Origin of the sequence: Pseudomonas sp. NPDC087029 (genome assembly GCF_044745345.1) — a bacterium.
GTDB lineage: Bacteria > Pseudomonadota > Gammaproteobacteria > Pseudomonadales > Pseudomonadaceae > Aquipseudomonas > Aquipseudomonas faucium.
Map to the genome: position 1 here is coordinate 1 of NZ_JBIVAB010000024.1, position 20,445 is coordinate 20,445.

Below are 20,445 nucleotides of genomic sequence, written 5' to 3' on the forward strand. Positions count from 1 at the left end.
ATCTCCCTGAAAGTGCTTTATCGCCTGGCCTCATCGCCGGCAAGCCGGCTCCCACAAGGCCCTGCACATGGCCTGAGGCCTGAGGCTTTCCCTGTGGGAGCCGGCTTGCCGGCGATGAGGCCAGACCAGGCAACACATGGCACTCAACCCTAGTGCAGCGTCCGCGGCTCCGCCGGCATCTGCACCTGGATCAGCGCCGACTCGAGCAGCACCCGCAGCGCTTCGAGTTCATGCATCGTGGCCATCATCAGAATCGAAACCGGCGACTTGGGTTGCAACAGAATTGCCTGGTGCGCGACGGTCTGGGCGCACAGGGCATAGTCCGTGGCCTGGAGGAGGGTGTCTTCGAGGGAATGGGAGTTGTGAGGTGGATCGGGGACGATTTTCAGCATCATTTTTGTTCCTGAAAAATGGCCACCACCATCTGCTGTCAAACAAGAGGGTGGCAGCTGTGCATGGGTTGACAGACCGGTAGGAACAAAAAGCAAAAGCACCCGGCGCACACGAGGTGCCCCACGCACAGCCGCCATAAAGGCAAAGCCATCTGCTTTTTGACCTAGTCGGCCTGTCAAAGCCGGTCGCCGCTTGCGCAACGACCGCCCGAGACCAGTGCGCAACCCAGGTCACCGCAATGGCTTGAGGGGGACGGCAGTATGTTTCAGAAACGTCCTACAAGAAATAGGATAAATCGTAGATTTTTTGCGGAAAAACCGCTCGGCGTGATCTTCCCATTACAGCGAAGGACACGAAATGTGTGAAGGCAGCCCCCGGCGATGAAGCCTGGATTATTTATTTCGACGCCGGATGCGGTTTTGGATTCTTTGAGCGGAAGTATAATACTTCCCGTTAACTATATATCCGCGATCGGCTGGAAAGTCCTCAACGGCGGTTTTAAGTATTTTGCTTTTAATTCTCCCGTTGTGCTGAGTGACAAGGCTTGCGTTCACTGAGTCTATCGTGAGGTCGTCGGGGATGAGTTGGGGGTCGTTCACACTGAATCGAGGGTCCGTTACCCAGGAGTCTATATCACCCACAGTAAACCCGCTTGGAATACGCTCAGGGTTGTCGGTAGTAAAACGACTCGTTGCGCTTTGGCTCGAGGATAGCGATGTGTGAAGTGAGGACAGCGTTTCAGTCATGGAAATCATAGAATAAGTATTGACGGATACGTTATCCATCGGAAACCTTGATCTTCGATTTTGTTCCGGACTACTGGCTTGTGGGGCAATGCTGGGTGCCTGAGCCGTTGTGGGTAGGTTGGGGGATTGCCGTGGACGCCTCAAGCCAAGCCTATTTCTAATGCCCTTGGATAATCTCCTGAAAAAGCCGGAGTGTCCGCTTGGGTCGGTCGTGTTTACCGGATCCCCATTGCAGTAGGCATAAGCGTTCAAGCCCCCTAGGCCAAACGGGCTCAAATTGTCAGGGCAGTGGAAACGTAGCAGGGTGGGGGTGAACGCCCTATAACCTGCGCCCAACAAGTAACTTTGTATCAAAGGCTCTAGCATTTCACCATTGAAGCCATTCAGTGTCTTGGTTGATGGCATCGTTGCAGCGTAGCCGTAGGCGGTAAAAATATGCGCTTCGCGCTCGGCGTCATCTTCCACGCATAGAACAGAGCCGTTTTCATCCGCGCATAGCAAGCGAATGCTATCGCTATCCTGTTCAGCAAGGCATTGATTGTATCCGCGGAAAATCCCGAGGTCGCGGTTCCCCCTTCTCACAGTGGCAAGTTCTTTCCCTCTATAAAAGAGCCTCGTTCTGTCTACACACTTTTCCATGGCAAAGCCCTGCACGTGGGGGGAACTACAGTATTGGCTCTCCTCAATGCACTGGCTACTAGCAAAAATGTCAGGAAGGCATATCGATTAGCGGCGTTGAACAATTGACGACAGTTGGTGCGGAACAAACCCTCCAACCCCAAGTCAAACGCCTCGTTTCCCCGGCCATCCCGGCCCACGAGGTCCCTCCCGATGAAAGCATTCACCCTGGCAACCCTGATGACCCTGGCCGCAAGCCCGGTGTTCGCCTTCAACCTCAGCGACGCCGCCAATGCCGTGTCGGCCATGCAGAACCAGAAGCAACAAGGCCAGGTGCAGGCGCCCGAGGCGCAGGCCAATCTGCTCAATACCTTGGGCAGCGAGCTGAAGATCACTCCCGAACAAGCCGTGGGCGGGGCGGGGGCCATGCTGGGGCTGGCGCGCAATAACTTGAGCAGCGCCGACTACGGGCAGCTGACCAAGGCCGTGCCGGGCCTGGACCTGTTGTCGGGCGCCAATGCGCTGGGCGGCCTCAATGGCCTGGGCGATTTGCTGGGCAAGAACAGCCAAAACCCGTCGGCGCTGAGCAATGCCCTGGGCAATGAGGTCGAGAACCGCAACGACCTGGACAATGCATTCAAGGCGCTGGGGATGGACAGCGGCATGATCGGCCAGTTTGCGCCCCTGATCCTGCAGTACCTCGGCCAGCAGGGCATCGGCGGGTCGCTGTTGCAGAACTTGGGTAGCCTCTGGACCACGCCGGCCCCGGTGAGCACACCTTCGGTTTGAATGAGCTGATTGTTCAACCCGATGGCAACAAATGTTGGGCTGGCAGGAGAATCAAGTCGTTGACGCACGGAGCCGAGCGATCAACTCACTTTGTTCGTTCATAGCCTTGAAAAACAGCGCTTGTGTTTGTGGCCCGAGTTGATCGATCGGATTAAGACGCAGTAGCTCGTTGGTTTCCTCGATGACGAAGTGATTGCTGAGCAACCGCTGAGTGTCTGAAGCCTTCTCAGGGGGTACGGACATCGTGATATGACGCGCCGAGACCGCCACCATCCCCGTTTCAGGTTTGCTGGTAGTGTTTGAGCGAGCAACGCCGGCCCTCTTGGTTACGCCTTCATGCTGCGGATAAGTCGGCATCCTGGCTTGCTGGGTAAATACGCCAGCGCGTTGCTGCATCATTGGAGAGGACGGACCGGACACACGGACTTCGCGGAGGCTATTTTTGCTTGTGCTGAAAAACCGCCCTGAAGCGAAGGTCAGCGCATGGCCGGTGGGGTCTGCGCGGTTTACGGGGTCGTTTGCGCAATAGGCATAACTGTTGAGTCCCCCTGCTGCAAACGGGCTCCAACTGTCAGGCGCAAGGAATCTCATAAGGGCTGGGCTGAACGCACGATAGCCGTTTCCCAGCAGATAGTTGCCGGTCAGTGGGTCAGCAGTTTCGCCGTTAAAAGCGAGTTTCACCCCCTGCTGGTCGATTGGCTTTAGCCCATAGGGTGTGTAACCGTTCGAATTCATCGTATGCCCTTCTCAGGATTAATGAGTGAAACAACGTCACGGTCTAACTTCGGCTCGAGCGTGTGCAGGAGGGCCCTTGGCATTCGAGACAATAGGTGTGCGCGTTTTGCGGTGACTGTAAGGCACCAAGCGCTACGCACTACGTATTGTGTTTGCCTGTAAATAGGTGTTGTACAGTCTTTCCATAGTTCGATAGCGGGAGGTTATCTTTCTGATGTTTTCACCATTTTCGGGTGAAACGTCTATTTGCTGACCACTCATGTAGTTGAGATAGTTGCCGACGCGCTTGTTTTGCGTCTTACTTCTTTTGTAAACGCTATAAAATAACTCATAATCGGTAGGCGTCTCGTAGAAAGGACGCGGGGGCTCAAACGTGTCGGCGTTGATGGTGGGTCTCGTGATGAGTCTTTTAATGCGCCCATCGCGGCCTTGTGACAATTGCACCCGCTCAATGGGCTTTCTTGGCGTAAGGGCACTGGCGGCAGCGGGGGGCGGGGTGTTGTTGGATGACGCACGTGTTGCTGACTGTTTTCGCCTTCTATTAATCAGCTGCTTCACTGTGAAGTGTCCTGTTGGGTCTGAATAGTTGATGGGATCACCCTCGCAGTAACCGTAGGCATTCAGCCCACCCTCATCAAATGGACTGAGGCTGTCGGGTGCCAGGAAGCGCATCAATGGCGGGCAATAGCCACGATATCCCTGGCCCAGCAGATAAGCTCCGGTCAGCGGTTCACGGCATTCACCGTTAAAGCCCAGGCGAGGAGCCGCGGGTTCTGAGCGTGGGTCATGCCCATAGGCCGTGTAGGCATATGCCATTCGAGCTTGGCCGCTTTGCATCAGCAACAGAGAGTGCTGCACATCTGTCATCAACAACCGGGTGTCAGCTCCCGAGTTGATGCCGTGCCGTTCAGCCAATGGCTGGTCCGCACCCCGCAGCAGGATCAGACTTTGCTCACCCTCGATTTCAAGCGTGAGCTGTTCAAGGTGGTAGAAATAAAGACGTTGATTCACCATGGCGGGCTCGCGTGGGGGACTGAGTTCCGTTCAGTCTCCCCGTCAAGTGCGACCGCCACAACTGGCAAAAATACCAGGCAGGCGTGATGTGTTTTCAGCCAGCTTCCGAGAAATCCACCACGCGCATCTGGCGCCGGAAGCCGGCGGTCAGCACGGCCAGGTACGCCAGCCCCAGGGCGAACCAGCACAGGCCGATCACCATGGTCAGCGCCGACAGGCTGGTCCACAGCCACAGCGTCAGGCTCAAGCCCACCAGCGGCACCGCGCCATAGCACAGCAGGCCTTTGAGGTTGCGCTGGGCGCGGTCGTCCATCAGGTGCGTCTTCACCACCGCCAGGTTCACTGCCGAGAACGCCACCAACGCGCCAAAGCTGATCAGCGAGGCGAGGGTGGACAGGTCGATCACCAGCGCCAGCAGCGAGAACGCCGACACCAGCAAGATGGCGAACACCGGCGTGCCCAGGCGCGGCGACAGGTGGCCGAAGGTGCGCTGCGGCAGCACCCGGTCGCGGCCCATGGTGTAGAGGATGCGCGACACCGCAGCCTGGGAGGCCAGCGCCGAACCCAGGCTGCCGGCCACGTAGGCGGCGGTGAAGAAGTTGGCCAGGAACTGCCCGCCGGCCTTGAGCATCACTTCGTTGGCGGCGGCATCGGCGTTGGCGAAGGTGCTGCCGGGCAGCACCAGCTGGCTCGCGTAGGCCAGCACGGTGAACAGCAGGCCGGCGAACAGGGTGGTGAGGATGATCGCGCGCGGCACGTCGCGGCGGGCGTCGCGGCTTTCTTCGGCCAGGGTGGAGACCGCGTCGAAACCTAGGAACGACAGGCACAGCACCGCCGCGCCAGCCATCAGCGGGCCGAAACCGGGGGCGCTGCCATCACCGCGCAGCGGCGCCAGCAGGTCCATCGGCTGGCCATTGCCCAGTGTCTGCCAGGACAGCGCCACGAACACGCCGATGAACACGATCTGCGCGCCGACGATCAGGTTGCTGGTCTTGGCCACCGAGTTGATGCCGACCACGTTGAGCACGGTCACCAGGGCGATGGAGGCGAGCACGAAGGCCCAGGCGGGCACTGCCGGGAAGGCGATGTTGAGGAACAGGCCGATCAGCAGGTAGTTGATCATCGGCAGGAACAGGTAGTCGAGCAGCAGCGACCAGCCGGCCAGAAAGCCGACGTTCTGGCCGAAGGCCATGTTGGTGTAGGAATACGCCGAGCCCGCGACTGGGAAGCGTTTGACCATGAAGCTGTAGGACGCGGCAGTGAACAGCATGGCCACCAGGGTGACCAGGTAGGCGCCGGCGGTGCGGCCACCGGTGAGCTCGGTGACGATGCCGTAGGTGGTGAAGATGGTCAGCGGGACCATGTAGACCAGGCCGAAGAACACCAGGGCCGGGAGGCCGAGGACGCGGCGAAGCTGGGGCGGGGCGGAGATAGGTTGGTTGGCCATTGATCGATCCAGGCTTTTTTGTAGTTGTGCTTTGATCGATTTTTATCCACTTAGGTGGGGTGTGACAAAGAAGTATTCCTAATGGTGATTATTAGCCAGGGTTTTAATTGGGATGAGTGGGTGTGCATCGAGGCCCTATCGCCGGCAAGCCGGCTCCCACAGGTGTATCAGTGGGAGCCGGCTTGCCGGCGATGAGGCCCGATCAGGTCAACGCATCTGCGAGCGCAACTGCTCGATCCGCTGGTCTTTCTCTGCCCACAGCTGGTTCACCCAAGCCTGCACGGTCTGGCGGAAGGCCGGATCATTCTCGTAATCCCCCGCCCACAACGCCGGGTCCAGCTCACGCACACGAATGTCGATAATCACCCGACTGATGCTGCCGTTAAGCAGCGCCCAGAACCCCGGTGCCTGGTTGCCGGGGTAGACGATGGTCACGTCCAGCAGCGCATCCAGCTGCTCGCCCAATGCCGCCAGGACGAAGGCCACTCCCCCCGCTTTGGGCTTGAGCAGGTAGCGATACGGCGATTGCTGCTCCAGGCGCTTGGCTTCTGTGAAGCGCGTGCCTTCCAGGTAGTTGACCACGGTCACTGGCTGGCGCTTGAACAGCTCGCAGGCGGCCTTGGTGATTTCCAGGTCCTTGCCCTTGAGCTCGGGGTGCTTGTCCAGAAACGCCTTGCTGTAGCGCTTCATGAACGGGTAATCCAGCCCCCACCAGGCCAGGCCCAGCAGTGGTACCCAGATCAGCTCCTTCTTGAGGAAGAACTTGAAGAACGGCGTGCGGCGGTTGAGGCTCTCGATCAGCGCCGGGATGTCGACCCAGGTCTGGTGGTTGCTCACGGCCAGGTAGGAGGTGTCCTTGCGCAGGTTTTCGACGCCGCGGATATCCCATTGGGTCGGGATGCACAAGGCGAAGATGGCCTTGTCGATTTCCGACCAGGTTTCGGCCACCCACATCACCGCCCACGAGGCATAGTCACGGCCACGGCCTGGCAGCACCAGTTTGAGCAGGGCGAAGACCAGCAGCGGGCAGATCAACACCACGGTGTTGAGCAGCAGCAAGGTGGTCGTGAGAATGCCGATCAGCAGGCGACGCATAAAGAGACTCTTGTTGTGGGACGTTAACGGTCGGCAATGATAAGCAGCGCCGTGGCCTACGCCAAATGTCCAATGCCCAGCGGCGGGGACAAATGTTTCACATTATGTTGTTTAACCTTGCTGCAGCGAACCTATCCTGCCAGTGCAGTCTAAGCACTGACCCTTTTCAAGGAAGCCTGCCTGTGAAATCCCTGCTTGCCCTGTTATCGCTTCTGGCGTTGCCGGTCATGGCCGCCGAGCCGACCCTCTATGGCCGTTACGAAAACATTGCCTTGCCAGAGCTTGGCGAAACGCTGAAGGCCAAGATGGACACCGGTGCCTATACCGCATCGCTGTCGGCCAAGGACATCGAGATGTTCACCCGTGATGGCGAGGAGTGGGTGCGTTTTCGCCTGGCGACCAAGGACGCCAACGGCAAGGTTTACGAGCACAAAGTCTCGCGCATCAGCAAGATCAAGGGCCGTGCCGAGGAAGAGGACGAGGGCGATGCGCCGGAGGTCTCCAAGCGGCCGGTGGTCGACCTGGAGCTGTGCCTGGGTGACGTGAAGCGCACCGTCGAGGTGAACCTGGTGGATCGCAGCCATTTCAACTACCCGCTGCTGGTGGGGGCCAAGGCGCTGCGTGAGTTCAAGGCGGCGGTGAACCCGGCCAAGCGCTTTACCGCAGACAAACCTGACTGCTGATTGCTTCAGGCTTCACTGGCCCTATCGCCGGCAAGCCGGCTCCCACAGATACCTGTAGGCGCCGGCTTGCCGGCGATAGGGCCAGTGCGCTAAAAGTCCAGCTCTGCTCTCAGCAAGGCCGGACGCCATGCCCCATATCCTCATCGTCGAAGACGAAGCCGCCATCGCCGATACCTTGGTCTATGCCCTGCAGGCCGATGGCCACAGCACCGAATGGGTGACCCTGGGCAGCGCCGCGCTCGAGCAGCAGCGCCTGCGCCCTGCCGACCTGATCATCCTCGACATCGGCCTGCCCGACATCAGCGGTTTCGAAACCTGCCGCCAACTGCGGCGTTTCAGCGAGGTGCCGGTGATGTTCCTGAGCGCTCGTGATGGCGAGATCGACCGGGTGGTGGGCCTGGAAATCGGTGCTGACGACTACGTGGTCAAACCCTTCAGCCCCCGGGAAGTGGCCGCCCGCGTGCGGGCGATCCTCAAGCGCATGGCGCCGCGGGCGGAGCCGGCCGCCGAGGCGGCGCTGTTTCAGCTCGACACCCTGCGCATGCTGATCCACTACCGTGGCCAGCCGCTGACCCTGACCCGCCACGAGTTCCGCCTGCTGCAATGCCTGCTCGAGCAGCCCCAGCGGGTGTTCAGCCGCGAGCAGCTGCTCGATGCCCTGGGCGTGGCTTGCGACGTGGGCTACGAGCGCACCATCGACAGCCACATCAAGAGCCTGCGCGCCAAGCTGCGCCAGGTGGCCAGCGCGGGCGAGCCGATCTGCACCCACCGCGGCCTGGGTTACAGCTACAACCCGGATCACGCCTGATGCGCCTGGGCATCCGCATTTTCCTGGTGTACTTCCTGTTCGTCGGCCTGGCTGGCTATTTTTTGCTCAACACCGTTCGCGAGCAGATACGCCCGGTGGTGCGCCAGTCCTCCGAAGAAACCCTGGTGGACACCGCCAACCTGCTGGCGGAAATCCTCCACGACGACGTCAAGGCCGGCACCCTGGCCCAGGGGCGCCTGCCCGAGGTGCTCAAGGCCTACGGCCTGCGCAGCCCGGGCGCGCAGATCTGGGGCCTGGAGAAGACCCAGGTCAGCCACCGCATCTATGTCACCGACGCCAACGGCATCGTCCTGCTCGACTCCAGCGGCGCGGCCGTGGGCAAGGACTATTCGCAGTGGAACGACGTCTACCTGACCTTGCGCGGCCAATACGGCGCCCGCTCCACGCGCGGCGTTGCCGACGACGAAAGCTCCTCGGTGATGCATGTGGCAGCGCCGATCCTCGACGATGGGCAGATCATCGGCGTGGTCACCGTGGCCAAGCCCAACAGCTCGTTGCAGCCCTATATCGACCGTTCCGAACAGCGCTTGCTGACCCTTGGCCTGGGTTTGATCGGCCTGGGCCTGTTGATCGGTGGCGTGTTGTCCTGGTGGCTGGCCCGCTCGCTGCGCAAGCTGGCGCGCTATGCTCAGGCCGTCAGCGAGGGCGAGCGCGCGGCGCTGCCGCACTACAAGGGGGGCGAGCTGGCCCACCTGGCCGAGGCGGTGGAGCGCATGCGCACGCAGCTTGAGGGCAAGGCCTACGTCGAGCGCTACGTGCACACCCTGACCCACGAGCTGAAAAGCCCGCTGGCGGCCATTCGCGGGGCATCCGAGCTGCTCCAGGGCGACATGCCGCAAGCGCAGCGGGCGCGCTTTGCCGGCAATATCGAGCGCGAAAGCGAGCGCTTGCAGCAGATGATCGAGCGCTTGCTCGACCTGGCCCGGGTCGAGCAGATGCAGGCGCTGGAAGATGAGCAGCAGGTGGCCCTGGCGGCGCTGGTGGAGGAGTTGCTGCTGGCCCATGCGCCGCGCATCGAGGCGGCGCAGTTGCAGGTACGCCAGCGCGTGCCTGCGGGGCTGCGGCTGCTGTGCGACCCCTTCCTGATGCGCCAGGCGCTGGCCAACCTGCTGGACAATGCGCTGGGCTTCACGCCACCTGAAGGGGCGTTGCTGTTCGAGCTGGAGCGTGATGGCGAGCGGCTGGCGTTGAGCCTGTTCAACCAGGGCCAGGCCATCCCCGACTATGCGCTGGCGCGGGTGGCCGAGCGCTTCTATTCCCTGCCAAGGCCAGGCAGCGGGCGCAAGAGCACGGGCCTTGGGCTGAACTTCGTGGCCGAGGTGATGCAGCTGCATGGCGGATCGCTGGCGGTGGATAACGTCGATGGCGGTGTGCGGGTGCGGCTGTGGTTGCCTGCCCGGCGCATCAGCTGAAAACACACAATCTCCACACAGCCTTCGCAAAGCCTCCATGCACGGCGCAGACACTGCGCCCACTGCCACAGGAGGCCTTATGAACAAATCCTTGAGCTACAAACTGGGCACCATCGCCTTGCTGATGGTCCTGCTGTTGATCCCGCTGCTGATGATCCACGGCCTTATCAGCGACCGCCAGGCCCTGCGCGACGGGGTGCTGCATGACATCGCCCGCAGCGCCAGCTACGACCAGCAGGTCAGTGGCCCGTTGCTGGTGGTGCCCTACCGCAAGTACCAGCGCCGCTGGATCGAAAAGGACGGCCACAGCGTGCAGGAAACCAGCACCCTGGCCGGGCACCTGTACTTTCTGCCGGAAACCTTCGATGCCGACCTCGACGTAGACACCGAACTGCGCTCGCGCGGCATTTACCAGGCGCGCCTGTTCCACGCCAAGGGGCGCCTGTCGGGCCGCTTCGAATTGCCGGCGCGTTGGGGCATCGAAAAGGACTTCGACGACTACCGCTTCGACAAGCCCTTTCTGGTGGTCGGCATCAGCGATATCCGCGGCATCGAGAACGCGCTGGAGCTCAAGCTCGATGAGCAGCGCTACCCCTTCGCGGCCGGCACGGGCCTTGAATGGATGCGCAGCGGCGTGCACGTTGCCCTGCCACAGCGCGATGAACAGAAGGCCTGGGCGTTCGATTACAGCTTCGAGCTGGCGCTGCAAGGCACCGGACAATTGCACGTGCTGCCGGTGGGCCGCACCAGCAGCGTCGACATGCGCGCCAACTGGCCGCACCCAAGTTTTGTCGGCAGCTACCTGCCGCGCCACCGCGAAATCGACGCCAAGGGGTTCACCGCGCACTGGCAAACCTCGTTCTTCGCCACCAACCTCGAAGATGCCGTGCGCCAGTGCGCCACTGCCGGGCAGTGCGCGGACTATGCCGAGCGCACCTTCGGCGTCAGCTTCATCGACCCGGTGGACCAGTACCTCAAGAGCGAGCGGGCGATCAAGTACGCCTTGTTGTTCATCGCCCTGACCTTTGCCGGCTTCTTCCTGTTCGAGGTGCTCAAGCACCTGAGCGTGCACCCGGTGCAGTACATCCTGGTCGGCGTGGCGCTGGCGTTTTTCTACCTGTTGCTGCTGTCGTTCTCCGAGCACATTGGTTTTGGCCCTGCGTATGGCCTGTCGGCGTCGGCCTGTGTGCTGTTGATCGGCTTCTACCTGAGCCATGTGCTACGCAGCCGCGGGCGCGGGCTGGGCTTCGCGGCCGGGCTGGCGGCGCTGTACGCGATGCTCTATGGGCTGCTCAGCGCCGAGGACTACGCGTTGTTGATGGGGGCGTTGCTGTGCTTTGGCTTGCTCGGCGTGTTCATGGTGCTGACCCGTCGCCTGGACTGGGCGCGGGTGGGGAGGGCGGCATGAGGGAGGACCGAGAGGTGGGGCGCTGGTTGGCGCAGAGGATCGGGGAGTTGTTTGCTGCAGTACCGCGTTGAGGGGTGGGGCTGCTGTGCAGCCCAATCGCCGGCAAGCCGGCTCCCACAGGTACACCACAGTTCTCGAACGCTGTGGTCTACCTGTGGGAGCCGGCTTGCCGGCGATTGCGGTCTGTCAGGCTGTCGGCGCAGTGGCGAGCATCGACGGCCGCTCGCCCACCTCGGCATACCACGCCGCCAACCCCGGCTGGCGCTCGCGCCAACCGAAATCAGGCTGGCGCAAATCCAGATACCCCAGCGCACAGGCCACGCCAATCGCCGCCAGGTCGAAGCCCGACATCAGCTCCGGCAGGTGCTCCTGCTCCAGGTTGGCCAGGCTGCGGCGGATCTTCTCGCCCTGCGCCTCCAGCCAGCCCTCCCAGCGCTTGGCCTCCGGGCGCAGGAAGCTTTCATAGCGCGACGACACCGCCGCATCCATGATCGCATCGGCCTGGGACGCCAAGGTCATGCGCCGCCAGCGCGCCGAGCCCTCGCGGGGCAGCAGTGGGTTGCCCACATGCTGCAGGTCCAGGTACTCGCAGATGACCCGGCTGTCGTGCAGCACGGTGCCGTCTTCCAGGCGCAGGGCCGGGATCTTGCCGATCGGGTTGCCCTGGTTGAGCTGCGCGTCGCCGCTCACCGGGCTGATGTTCACTGGCTGCAGGGTCACCCGGCCAAGCTGGCCGGTCTCGTGCAGCACCACCATGACCTTGCGCACGAATGGCGACAGCGGCGAGTGGAACAGGGTCATCGTGGCCATGGCTCAGTTGCCTTGCAGGCTGGGTGGCAGGCACACGCCGGTGCCGCCGATGCCGCAGTAGCCTTCCGGGTTCTTGGCCAGGTACTGCTGGTGGTAGGCCTCGGCGAAGTACACGGTCGGCGCCTGGTCGATCTCGGTGGTGATCTCGCCGTAGCCGGCCTTGGTCAGCTCGGCCTGGAAGGTGTCGCGGCTGGCCTTGGCTTCGGCGAGCTGCTCTGGCGAGGTGCAGTAGATGGCCGAACGGTACTGGGTGCCGATGTCGTTGCCCTGGCGCATGCCCTGGGTCGGGTTGTGCAGCTCCCAGAACATCGCCAGCAGCTCGCGGTAGCTGACGCGGTCCTTGTCGAACACCACCAGCACCACTTCGGTGTGGCCGGTCAGGCCGGAGCAGACTTCTTCGTAGGTGGGGTTAGGGGTGAAGCCGCCGGCATAGCCGACCACGGTGCTGACCACGCCTTCACGCTGCCAGAAGCGGCGCTCGGCGCCCCAGAAGCAGCCCAGGCCGAAGATGGCGAAGTCGACGCTGCCTTCGAAGAACGGGCCGAGCAGGGGGGTGCCTTCGAACACGTAGTGGAACTCGGGCAGGCTCATCGGGGTTTCGCGGCCGGGCAGGGCTTGCTCGGCGGTTGGCATGACGTTTTTGTTCACCAGGATTTCCGAACGCAGGACCATGGCCGTTCCTCTGTGTTTTAAGTTGGATAGGTGTTGGCCTCATCGCGGATAAATCCGCTCCTACAAATGCGTGTAGGAGCGGATTTATCCGCGATGAGGCCCGAATGGACTCTATAGTGCCCGAGCTTTACGCAGCTGTCAGTCCATTGGACCGCGCGGATAGCGCTTGAGTTTTTCCGCCAGCTCACGCCCCGGAATCGGCCGGTCGAACAGGTACCCCTGGCCCACATCGCAGCGGTGCCGGCGCAAGAACGCCAGTTGCTCCGGCGTCTCGATCCCCTCGGCCACCACCTTGAGCTTGAGGTTGTGGGCCATGGCCACCACCGCCGAGGTGATCTCCATGTCGTCCTGGTTGTCGGGGATCTCGTTGATGAAGCTGCGGTCGATCTTGATGATGTCGATCGGAAACTTCTTCAGGTAGCTCAGCGACGAGTAACCGGTGCCGAAGTCGTCCATGGCCAGGGTCAGGCCCAGGGCCTTGAGCTCGTCGAGCTGGCGGTGGGTGTCTTCGGTGGCCTCCAGCAGCAGGCCTTCGGTCAGCTCCAGCTCCAGCAGGTGCGGGGGCAGGGCTTCTTCCTTGAGGATCGAGCCGATCGAGGCCACCAGGTCGGGGTCGGAGAACTGCTTGGGCGAGAGGTTGATGGCCACGTGCAGGTTGCCCATGCCGGCCTCGCGCAGTTGCTGGCTCATGCGGCATGCCTGGCGCACCACCCATTTGCCGATGGGGATGATCAGGCCGGTTTCTTCGGCCACGCTGATGAACTGGTCGGGGCGGATCATGCCGCGCTCGGGGTGGTTCCAGCGCAGCAGCGCTTCCAGGCCCAGCAGGCGGCCGCTGCGCAGGCACAGCTTGGGCTGGTAGAACACCTCCAGCTCGTTCTGGGTCAGGGCGCGGCGCAGGTTGTTCTCGACGAACAGCTTGTAGCTGGCCTCGGCATTGAGCACCTCGGTGAACACCTGCACCTGGTGCTTGCCGTTGGCCTTGGCCTTGTGCAGGGCCAGGCCTGCGTTCTTCATCAGGCTGGTCGGGTCGCTGCCGTGCAGCGGCGCGCAGGCCAGGCCCACCGAGGCGGTCACGTTGATCAGCTGGTTGTCGACGAACATCGGCTTGTCGAGCGTGCGCAGCAGTTGCAGGGCAACGCCCTGGCCGTCTTCCAGGCTGGTTTCGTCGAGCAGCACGGCGAATTCGTTGCTGGCAAAGCGCGCCAGCACGCCGCCGGCGCTGAGGCTGTTGCGCAGGCGCCGGGCCAGGCTGATCAGCAGCTTGTCGCCGGTCTGGTGGCCGAGGCTGTCGTTGATCCGCTTGAAGTTGTCGATGTCCACCAGCAGCAGGCAGGTGGGGCTTTCGCCTTCGCGGGCGAAGCGTTCGTCGAGGCTGCGGATGAAGGCCGGGCGGTTGCCCAGGTTGGTCAGGTTGTCGGTGTAGGCCAAGCGCTCGATGCGCTGCTGGGCCAGCTTGGTCTGGGTGACGTCTTCGTAGATGCCGATGTAGTGGGTCAGCTCGCGGTTGTCGCCATACACCTTGGAGATCGACAGCTGGCCCCAGTAGGGTTCCAGGTTCTTGCGCCGGCTCTTGAATTCGCCTTGCCAGCTGTTGCCCATGGCCAGGCTCGACGGCGAGTCGAACAGCAGTTCGCTGAGGTTTTCCAGCGCTGGCAGCTCGGCCAGGTGGTGGCCCTGGACTTCCTCGGTGCTGTACTGGGTGATCGCCGTGAAGCTGGGGTTGACGTACTCCACCACGCCGTCGCGGTTGACCAGCAAAAAGGCGCTGGCGCTTTGTTCCACGGCGCGCTGGAACAGGTGCAGGGCGCTGGCGGCAGTGCGCCGGTTGTGGTTGGTGATGACCTGGGCGAACTGGTCGGCCAGCTCGCCGGCAAAGGCGATTTCATCCGACTGCCAGGCCCGTGGCTGGCCGGTCTGCTCCAGGCACAGCACGCCGACCACCTGGCCATCGACGCGGATGCTGGCGTCGAGCATGGCGTTGTTGTCGGCCAGCAGGCTTGCGGCCAGTTCACGGGTGCGCGGGTCGTGGTTGGCGTTGTGCGCATCGATGGCGCGGCTGGCGTGGAGGGCATCCAGGTAGTCGGGGAAGCGGCTGGCGTCGATGGCCTCGGGCAGGCGATGTACCTGCTCGTTGCGCAGCCAGGCGCTGATCGGCTCCAGGCGCTGGTCTTCCAGGTGCCAGATGCTGGCGCTGTCGACCTTGTAGATTTCGCAGGCGCTGCGGGTGATCAGCTGCGCGGCTTCGAGCAGCGAGTTCTCGGCGCTGTAGCGCTGGCGGGCCAGGCGCAGGATCAGGTCCTGCTGGCCGCGCACGCGCTCCAGGTGTTCGAGCTGCTCCTGCTGGGCGCGCTGGTTCAGTTGCAGGGCCAGTTCCAGGCGGTTGTTGCGTGATTCCAGGGCCGTGGCATCGAGCTCGTCGTCTTCGTCGTCCAGCACCGTGAGGAAGCCGCGCAGCAGCTGGCGGTTGTGCTGCTTGAAGGCTTCGCCGGTTTCCAGCACGCGCAGGGTGCGCGCCTGGGCGTGCAGGCTGTAGCGCACGCGGTAGTAGCTGCGCTGGTTGAGCTGCAGCTGGATGTCGTCGTGCAGGCGGTAGCGCGCCTCGGGCTCCATGAGGCTGGCATACGGCGCGTCGATCAGCGCGCACAGGTCGGAGGCCGGCAGGCCGAACTGCTGCTCGCAGGCCGGGTCGAGGTAGAGCATGGCCCAGGTGGCTTCGTTGAGCCTTTCGAAACGCAGCATGCCGAGCCGCGAGGGCACGGGAAGCTGCGTGACGACCTCGGCCGCCACACGGCTGGCGGCATCGGGTTGGCTTTTCATCGAAGACTCGCTTGAAGAGGGAGACGCGGCCTGGGCGGCGGCGCATCTGGCAAGGTTGCATCATGTCCCCAAGGCTGGCAAGCGGCCATGTGGGGTGTCATGTATATGTTTTCGGCGGCAGGGCGGGAATCCTTAGGGGTGCTGGAAAATGGGGGCCGCTTTGCGACCCTTTCGCGACACAAGGCCGCTCCTACAGATGACCGCGATCTGTCTGTAGGAGCGGCCTTGTGTCGCGAAAGGAGGGCAAAGCCCTCCCAAAAAATCGCAGGCAAAAAAAAGCCCCGCCAGATGACGGGGTTGAGGTACGAGCGTGGCAGCTCGAAAAGGGGACCTGCCTCCGCGAAGGGAGGCAGGCTGGCTGCGTGTTACAGCAGCATGGTGCGGATATCGCCCAGCACGTCGCCCAGGCGCTTGGTGAAGCGCGCGGCGGCGGCGCCGTTGATCACGCGGTGATCGTAGGACAGCGACAGCGGCAGCATCAGCTTCGGCTGGAAGGCCTTGCCATCCCAGACCGGCTGCATGGTTGCCTTGGACACACCGAGGATCGCCACCTCAGGCGCGTTGACGATCGGCGTGAAGCCGGTGCCGCCAATGTGGCCGAGGCTGGAGATGGTGAAGCAGGCACCCTGCATGTCGTCGGCCGACAGCTTCTTGGTGCGGGCCTTCTCGGCGAGCGCGGCAGCTTCGGCAGCCAGTTGCAGCAGGCTCTTCTGGTCGACGTTCTTGATCACAGGGACCAGCAGGCCGTCCGGGGTGTCCACGGCAAAGCCGATGTGCACGTACTTCTTGCGGATGATGGCCTTGCCGCTTGGCGCCAGCGAGCTGTTGAAGTCCGGCAGTTCCTTGAGCAGGAAGGCGCAGGCCTTGAGCAGCAGCGGCAGCACGGTCAGCTTGACGCCAGCCTTCTCGGCCACGGCCTTCTGCGCAACGCGGAAGGCTTCGAGTTCGGTGATGTCGGCGGAGTCGAACTGGGTCACGTGCGGCACGTTCAGCCAGCTGCGGTGCAGGTTGGCGGCACCGACCTGCATCAGGCGGGTCAGGGCCACTTCTTCCACTTCACCGAACTTGCTGAAGTCCACGGCCGGGATCGGCGGGATGCCAGCGCCGCCGGTCGCGCCAGCGGCTGCTGGTGCTTCCTTGGCCTTCTGCATCATCGCCTTGACGTAGACCTGCACGTCTTCTTTCAGGATGCGGCCGTGCGGGCCGGTGGCCGCGACAGCGCCCAGCTCGACGCCGAACTCACGGGCCAGCTGGCGGACCGCCGGGCCTGCGTGAACCTTGGCGTTGCTGCCGGCAGCCGGTGCGCTGGCAACCGGTGCAGGGGCAGCGGCCGGGGCGGCAGCGGCAGGCGCGGTAGCTGGAGCAGGCGCCGCTTCAGCCTTGGCAGGTGCGGCAGCGGCCGGAGCCGGTGCGGCAGCCGGGGCAGCGCCAGCCACCTTGAGCTTGAAGATCAGGTCGCCAGTGCCGACTTCATCTTCCAGCTTGCACAGCACTTCTTCGACCACGCCAGCAGCCGGCGACGGGATCTCCATGGAGGCCTTGTCGGACTCCAGGGTGATCAGCGACTGGTCGGCTTCGACGGTGTCGCCGACCTTGACCAGCACTTCGATGATCTTGGCCTTGCCCGACGAGCCGATGTCCGGCACGTGGATGTCCTGCACGCTGGCGGCAGCCGGGGCTGCAGCAGGCGCGGGGGCGGCTTCGGCAGGCTTTTCAGCCGCAGCCGGTGCAGCAGCAGGGGCCGCGGCCGGAGCCTCGGGCGCCGCAGCGGCGCCCTCGACTTCCAGTTCCATCAGTTCGTCGCCTTCTTTCAGGCGGTCGCCCAGCTTGACCTTCAGCGACTTGATGACACCGGCCTTGGGCGCCGGAATCTCCATGGAGGCCTTGTCGGACTCCAGGGTCAGCAGGCTCTGGTCGGCCTCGATACGGTCACCGACCTTGACGAACAGCTCGATGATTTCACCTTCACCGCTGCCGATGTCAGGTACGCGAATGAGTTCGCTCACTTAAAAATACTCCTCAGCAGTCCAGTGGGTTGCGCTTGTCCGGATCGATGCCGAACTTGACGATGGCGTCGGCCACCACCTTCGGTTCGATCTCGCCACGGTCGGCCAAGGCTTCCAGGGCAGCCAGCACCACGAAGTGGCGGTCGACTTCGAAGAAGTGACGCAGCTTCTTGCGGCTGTCGCTGCGACCGTAACCGTCGGTACCCAGGACTTTGAACTCTTTGCTCGGTACCCACTGGCGAATCTGCTCGGCGAACAGCTTCATGTAGTCGGTAGAGGCGACAACCGGGCCTTTGCGGCCGGCCAGGCACTGCTCGACGTAGGTCTGCTGTGGCTTCTGGCCAGGCTTGAGGCGGTTGGCGCGTTCCACGGCCAGGCCGTCGCGACGCAGTTCGTTGAAGCTGGTGACGCTCCACACGTCGGCACCGACGTTGAACTCTTCACGCAGGATCTTCGCCGCTTCGCGAACTTCGCGCAGGATGGTGCCGGAGCCCATCAGCTGTACGTGGTGCGCGGCTTCGCGGGTGTCTTCCTCGAGCAGGTACATGCCCTTGATGATGCCTTCCTCGACACCGGCCGGCATGGCTGGCTGCTGGTAGGACTCGTTCATCACGGTGATGTAGTAGAAGATGTCCTGCTGCTCTTCGGTCATCTTCTTCATGCCGTCCTGGATGATCACCGCCAGCTCGTAGCCGTAGGTCGGATCATAGGTGCGGCAGTTCGGGATGGTCCCGGCCATCATGTGGCTGTGGCCGTCTTCGTGCTGCAGGCCTTCACCGTTGAGGGTGGTACGGCCGGCGGTACCGCCGATCAGGAAGCCACGGGTACGGCTGTCGCCAGCGGCCCAGGCCAGGTCGCCGATACGCTGGAAGCCGAACATCGAGTAGAAGATGTAGAACGGCAGCATCGGCTGGTTGTGGCAGCTGTACGAGGTACCGGCAGCGATGAACGACGACATGGCGCCGGCTTCGTTGATGCCTTCCTCGAGGATCTGGCCCTTTTTGTCTTCGCGGTAGAACATCACCTGGTCTTTATCGACTGGCTCGTAGAGCTGGCCGACCGACGAGTAGATGCCCAGCTGGCGGAACATGCCTTCCATGCCGAAGGTACGGGCTTCGTCCGGGATGATCGGGACGATGCGCTGGCCGATTTCCTTGTCCTTGACCAGCTGCGCGAGGATACGCACGAAGGCCATGGTGGTGGAGATTTCGCGGTCGCCCGAACCGTCCAGGATCGCCTTCAGGGTTTCCAGTGGCGGGGTCGGCACGCTGAAGCTCTGGGCACGGCGCTGAGGCACGAAACCACCCAGTGCGGCGCGGCGCTCGGCCAGGTACTTGGCTTCGGCAGAACCTTCTTCTGGCTTGAAGAACGGCAGGTTCTCAAGCTCGGCATCCTTGACCGGGATGTCGAAGCGGTCACGGAAGTGGCGCAGGCTGTCGACATCGACCTTCTTGGTGTTGTGCGCGGTGTTCTTGGCTTCGCCAGCACCGGTACCGTAACCCTTGATGGTCTTGGCCAGGATGACGGTCGGCTGCTCTTTGTGGTTGACCGCCTGGTGGTAGGCCGCATAGACCTTGTACGGGTCGTGGCCGCCACGGTTGAGCTTCCAGATCTCGTCGTCGGACAGGTCTTCGACCATGGCCTTGAGCTCTGGGGTGTTGAAGAAGTGCTCACGCACGTAGGCGCCGTCTTTGGCCTTGTAGTTCTGGTACTCGCCGTCGATGACTTCGTCCATGCGGCGCTGCAGGGCACCGTTGGTGTCCTTGGCGAACAGTGGGTCCCAGAAGCGGCCCCAGACGACCTTGTTGACGTTCCAGCCACCGCCACGGAACACGCCTTCGAGTTCCTGGATGATCTTGCCGTTGCCGCGAACCGGGCCGTCGAGGCGCTGCAGGTTGCAGTTGATGACGAAGATCAGGTTGTCCAGCTTCTCGCGGCCAGCCAGGGCGATCGCGCCCAGGGATTCCGGCTCGTCGCACTCGCCGTCGCCCATGAAGCACCAGACCTTCTGCTTGCCGGCCGGGATGAAGCCACGGGCTTCCAGGTACTTCATGAAGCGCGCCTGGTAGATCGCCTGGATCGGGCCCAGACCCATGGAAACGGTCGGGAACTGCCAGAAGTCAGGCATCAGCCAGGGGTGCGGGTACGAAGACAGGCCTTTGCCGTCCACTTCCTGACGGAAGTTGTTCATCTGGTCTTCGTTGATGCGCCCTTCCATGAAGGCACGGGCGTAGACGCCTGGCGAAGCGTGGCCCTGGAAGAAGATCAGGTCGCCGCCGTGTTCTTCGGTCGGGGCCTGGAAGAAGTAGTTGAAGCCGATGTCGTACAGGGTGGCGCTGGAGGCGAAGCTGGAGATGTGGCCGCCCAGGTCCGAATCCTTCAGGTTGGTGCGCATCACCATGGCCAGCGCGTTCCAACGCACCATCGAGCGAATGCGGCGTTCCATGAACAGGTCGCCAGGCATGCGTGCTTCGTGGGTGACAGGGATGGTGTTGCGGTATGGCGTGGTGATTGCGTATGGCAGCTGGGAGCCACTGCGGGTGGCCAGCTCGCCCATGCGGGTCATCAGGTAATGAGCGCGGTCTTCGCCTTCTTTGTCGAGGACCGACTCCAGGGCATCCAGCCATTCCTGGGTTTCGATTGGATCGAGGTCTTGCATGGCTTGCTCCAGGGCGGAAAGGCCACCAGAATCGGGGGCCTGAGTTTGCGACTGGCCTTATGGGCAGACGTCGTGAATTCTTGGATTGCCGGAGTGTGCACCGGCGGCGTGTAGTTTTACTACATTTGCTTTCGCATTTCATGCTTTTGCACGGTCGGGGTAGTAGTAAAACTACACAAATGCGACGTTTGGTCGCACCTTGGCTTGTGAGGAAAAACGTTCATGTTGGTTGGCTTTGTGTCGCGAACGGGTGATTCTTGATGTTTATTGCCAATGATTCGTTTTTTTCAGCTATTTCCAACTTTTGTA

The 20,445-nt window shown here is 62.5% G+C and carries 15 protein-coding genes and 1 pseudogene; 5 read left to right on the forward strand and 11 right to left on the reverse strand.

Annotation, left to right across the window (positions count from 1 at the left end; translation table 11 throughout):
* Nucleotides 1-149: 149 nt before the first annotated feature.
* A complete protein-coding gene (locus ACIPG5_RS24565) occupies nucleotides 150-392 on the reverse strand; it encodes a hypothetical protein (protein ID WP_176516247.1) in 243 nt (80 codons plus the stop codon).
* Nucleotides 393-785: 393 nt separating this feature from the next.
* Nucleotides 786-1,778: an RHS repeat-associated core domain-containing protein gene (locus ACIPG5_RS24570; protein WP_176516243.1), complete on the reverse strand. Its 993-nt coding sequence runs from the start codon at nucleotides 1,776-1,778 to the stop codon at nucleotides 786-788.
* A gap of 192 nt (nucleotides 1,779-1,970) precedes the next feature.
* On the opposite strand from ACIPG5_RS24570, the gene ACIPG5_RS24575 reads away from it, so the two are divergent.
* Nucleotides 1,971-2,546 (forward strand): DUF2780 domain-containing protein, encoded by a 576-nt coding sequence (locus ACIPG5_RS24575; RefSeq protein WP_401378625.1) that lies wholly within the window; start codon nucleotides 1,971-1,973, stop codon nucleotides 2,544-2,546.
* Nucleotides 2,547-3,026: 480 nt separating this feature from the next.
* Here the strand turns inward: ACIPG5_RS24575 and ACIPG5_RS24580 are convergent.
* From ACIPG5_RS24580 to ACIPG5_RS24595, 4 genes and pseudogenes are all read right to left on the reverse strand, one after another.
* A pseudogene (locus ACIPG5_RS24580) lies at nucleotides 3,027-3,281 on the reverse strand (RHS repeat-associated core domain-containing protein); the annotation flags it as partial.
* A gap of 132 nt (nucleotides 3,282-3,413) precedes the next feature.
* On the reverse strand, nucleotides 3,414-4,295 hold the full coding sequence (locus ACIPG5_RS24585; protein WP_401378627.1) for an RHS repeat-associated core domain-containing protein: 882 nt from the start codon (nucleotides 4,293-4,295) through the stop codon (nucleotides 3,414-3,416).
* A gap of 94 nt (nucleotides 4,296-4,389) precedes the next feature.
* The gene (locus tag ACIPG5_RS24590; RefSeq protein ID WP_401378629.1) at nucleotides 4,390-5,742 is read right to left on the reverse strand and encodes an APC family permease; all 1,353 of its coding nucleotides are present in this window, start codon (nucleotides 5,740-5,742) and stop codon (nucleotides 4,390-4,392) included.
* Nucleotides 5,743-5,949: 207 nt separating this feature from the next.
* A complete protein-coding gene (locus tag ACIPG5_RS24595; RefSeq protein ID WP_236237007.1) occupies nucleotides 5,950-6,837 on the reverse strand; it encodes an acyltransferase in 888 nt (295 codons plus the stop codon).
* A 182-nt stretch (nucleotides 6,838-7,019) separates the two neighbouring features.
* Between ACIPG5_RS24595 and ACIPG5_RS24600 the strand changes: the two genes are divergently transcribed.
* From ACIPG5_RS24600 to creD, 4 genes are all read left to right on the forward strand, one after another.
* On the forward strand, nucleotides 7,020-7,520 hold the full coding sequence (locus ACIPG5_RS24600; protein ID WP_286913359.1) for an ATP-dependent zinc protease: 501 nt from the start codon (nucleotides 7,020-7,022) through the stop codon (nucleotides 7,518-7,520).
* 127 nt (nucleotides 7,521-7,647) lie between these two features.
* Complete coding sequence (creB, locus tag ACIPG5_RS24605; RefSeq protein WP_236237006.1) at nucleotides 7,648-8,328, forward strand: two-component system response regulator CreB; 681 nt, start codon at nucleotides 7,648-7,650, stop codon at nucleotides 8,326-8,328.
* On the forward strand, nucleotides 8,328-9,761 hold the full coding sequence (gene creC / locus ACIPG5_RS24610; protein ID WP_176516665.1) for a two-component system sensor histidine kinase CreC: 1,434 nt from the start codon (nucleotides 8,328-8,330) through the stop codon (nucleotides 9,759-9,761). Before creB ends, creC begins: the two co-directional genes overlap by 1 nt.
* 79 nt (nucleotides 9,762-9,840) lie before the next feature.
* A complete protein-coding gene (gene creD, locus ACIPG5_RS24615; RefSeq protein ID WP_401378632.1) occupies nucleotides 9,841-11,169 on the forward strand; it encodes a cell envelope integrity protein CreD in 1,329 nt (442 codons plus the stop codon).
* A 186-nt stretch (nucleotides 11,170-11,355) separates the two neighbouring features.
* On the opposite strand, the gene ACIPG5_RS24620 is transcribed toward creD, so the two are convergent.
* The 5 genes from ACIPG5_RS24620 to aceE form a co-directional block, all read right to left on the reverse strand.
* A complete protein-coding gene (locus ACIPG5_RS24620) occupies nucleotides 11,356-11,979 on the reverse strand; it encodes a glutathione S-transferase (RefSeq protein ID WP_401378634.1) in 624 nt (207 codons plus the stop codon).
* Between the two features lie 3 nt (nucleotides 11,980-11,982).
* Nucleotides 11,983-12,651: a peptide-methionine (S)-S-oxide reductase MsrA gene (gene msrA, locus ACIPG5_RS24625; RefSeq protein WP_236237002.1), complete on the reverse strand. Its 669-nt coding sequence runs from the start codon at nucleotides 12,649-12,651 to the stop codon at nucleotides 11,983-11,985.
* Between the two features lie 138 nt (nucleotides 12,652-12,789).
* Nucleotides 12,790-15,471, reverse strand: coding sequence for a bifunctional diguanylate cyclase/phosphodiesterase (locus ACIPG5_RS24630; protein WP_286913353.1), 2,682 nt, complete (start codon nucleotides 15,469-15,471; stop codon nucleotides 12,790-12,792).
* A gap of 365 nt (nucleotides 15,472-15,836) precedes the next feature.
* Entirely contained in the window at nucleotides 15,837-17,477 is a 1,641-nt protein-coding gene (gene aceF / locus ACIPG5_RS24635) for a dihydrolipoyllysine-residue acetyltransferase (RefSeq protein WP_401378636.1), read from the reverse strand.
* A 13-nt stretch (nucleotides 17,478-17,490) separates the two neighbouring features.
* A complete protein-coding gene (gene aceE, locus ACIPG5_RS24640) occupies nucleotides 17,491-20,136 on the reverse strand; it encodes a pyruvate dehydrogenase (acetyl-transferring), homodimeric type (protein WP_176516957.1) in 2,646 nt (881 codons plus the stop codon).
* Nucleotides 20,137-20,445 lie beyond the last annotated feature (309 nt).

Excerpts from the sequence above, each read along its gene's own strand:
- ACIPG5_RS24570 (WP_176516243.1), bottom strand. The coding sequence starts at position 1,778 with ATGGAAAAGTGTGTAGACAGAACGAGGCTCTTTTATAGAGGGAAAGAA.
- creC (WP_176516665.1), top strand. The coding sequence starts at position 8,328 with ATGCGCCTGGGCATCCGCATTTTCCTGGTGTACTTCCTGTTCGTCGGC.
- aceE (WP_176516957.1), bottom strand. The coding sequence starts at position 20,136 with ATGCAAGACCTCGATCCAATCGAAACCCAGGAATGGCTGGATGCCCTG.
- ACIPG5_RS24585 (WP_401378627.1), bottom strand. The coding sequence starts at position 4,295 with ATGGTGAATCAACGTCTTTATTTCTACCACCTTGAACAGCTCACGCTT.
- creD (WP_401378632.1), top strand. The coding sequence starts at position 9,841 with ATGAACAAATCCTTGAGCTACAAACTGGGCACCATCGCCTTGCTGATG.
- ACIPG5_RS24565 (WP_176516247.1), bottom strand. The coding sequence starts at position 392 with ATGCTGAAAATCGTCCCCGATCCACCTCACAACTCCCATTCCCTCGAA.
- msrA (WP_236237002.1), bottom strand. The coding sequence starts at position 12,651 with ATGGTCCTGCGTTCGGAAATCCTGGTGAACAAAAACGTCATGCCAACC.
- ACIPG5_RS24575 (WP_401378625.1), top strand. The coding sequence starts at position 1,971 with ATGAAAGCATTCACCCTGGCAACCCTGATGACCCTGGCCGCAAGCCCG.
- ACIPG5_RS24630 (WP_286913353.1), bottom strand. The coding sequence starts at position 15,471 with ATGAAAAGCCAACCCGATGCCGCCAGCCGTGTGGCGGCCGAGGTCGTC.
- ACIPG5_RS24595 (WP_236237007.1), bottom strand. The coding sequence starts at position 6,837 with ATGCGTCGCCTGCTGATCGGCATTCTCACGACCACCTTGCTGCTGCTC.
- ACIPG5_RS24620 (WP_401378634.1), bottom strand. The coding sequence starts at position 11,979 with ATGGCCACGATGACCCTGTTCCACTCGCCGCTGTCGCCATTCGTGCGC.
- creB (WP_236237006.1), top strand. The coding sequence starts at position 7,648 with ATGCCCCATATCCTCATCGTCGAAGACGAAGCCGCCATCGCCGATACC.
- ACIPG5_RS24590 (WP_401378629.1), bottom strand. The coding sequence starts at position 5,742 with ATGGCCAACCAACCTATCTCCGCCCCGCCCCAGCTTCGCCGCGTCCTC.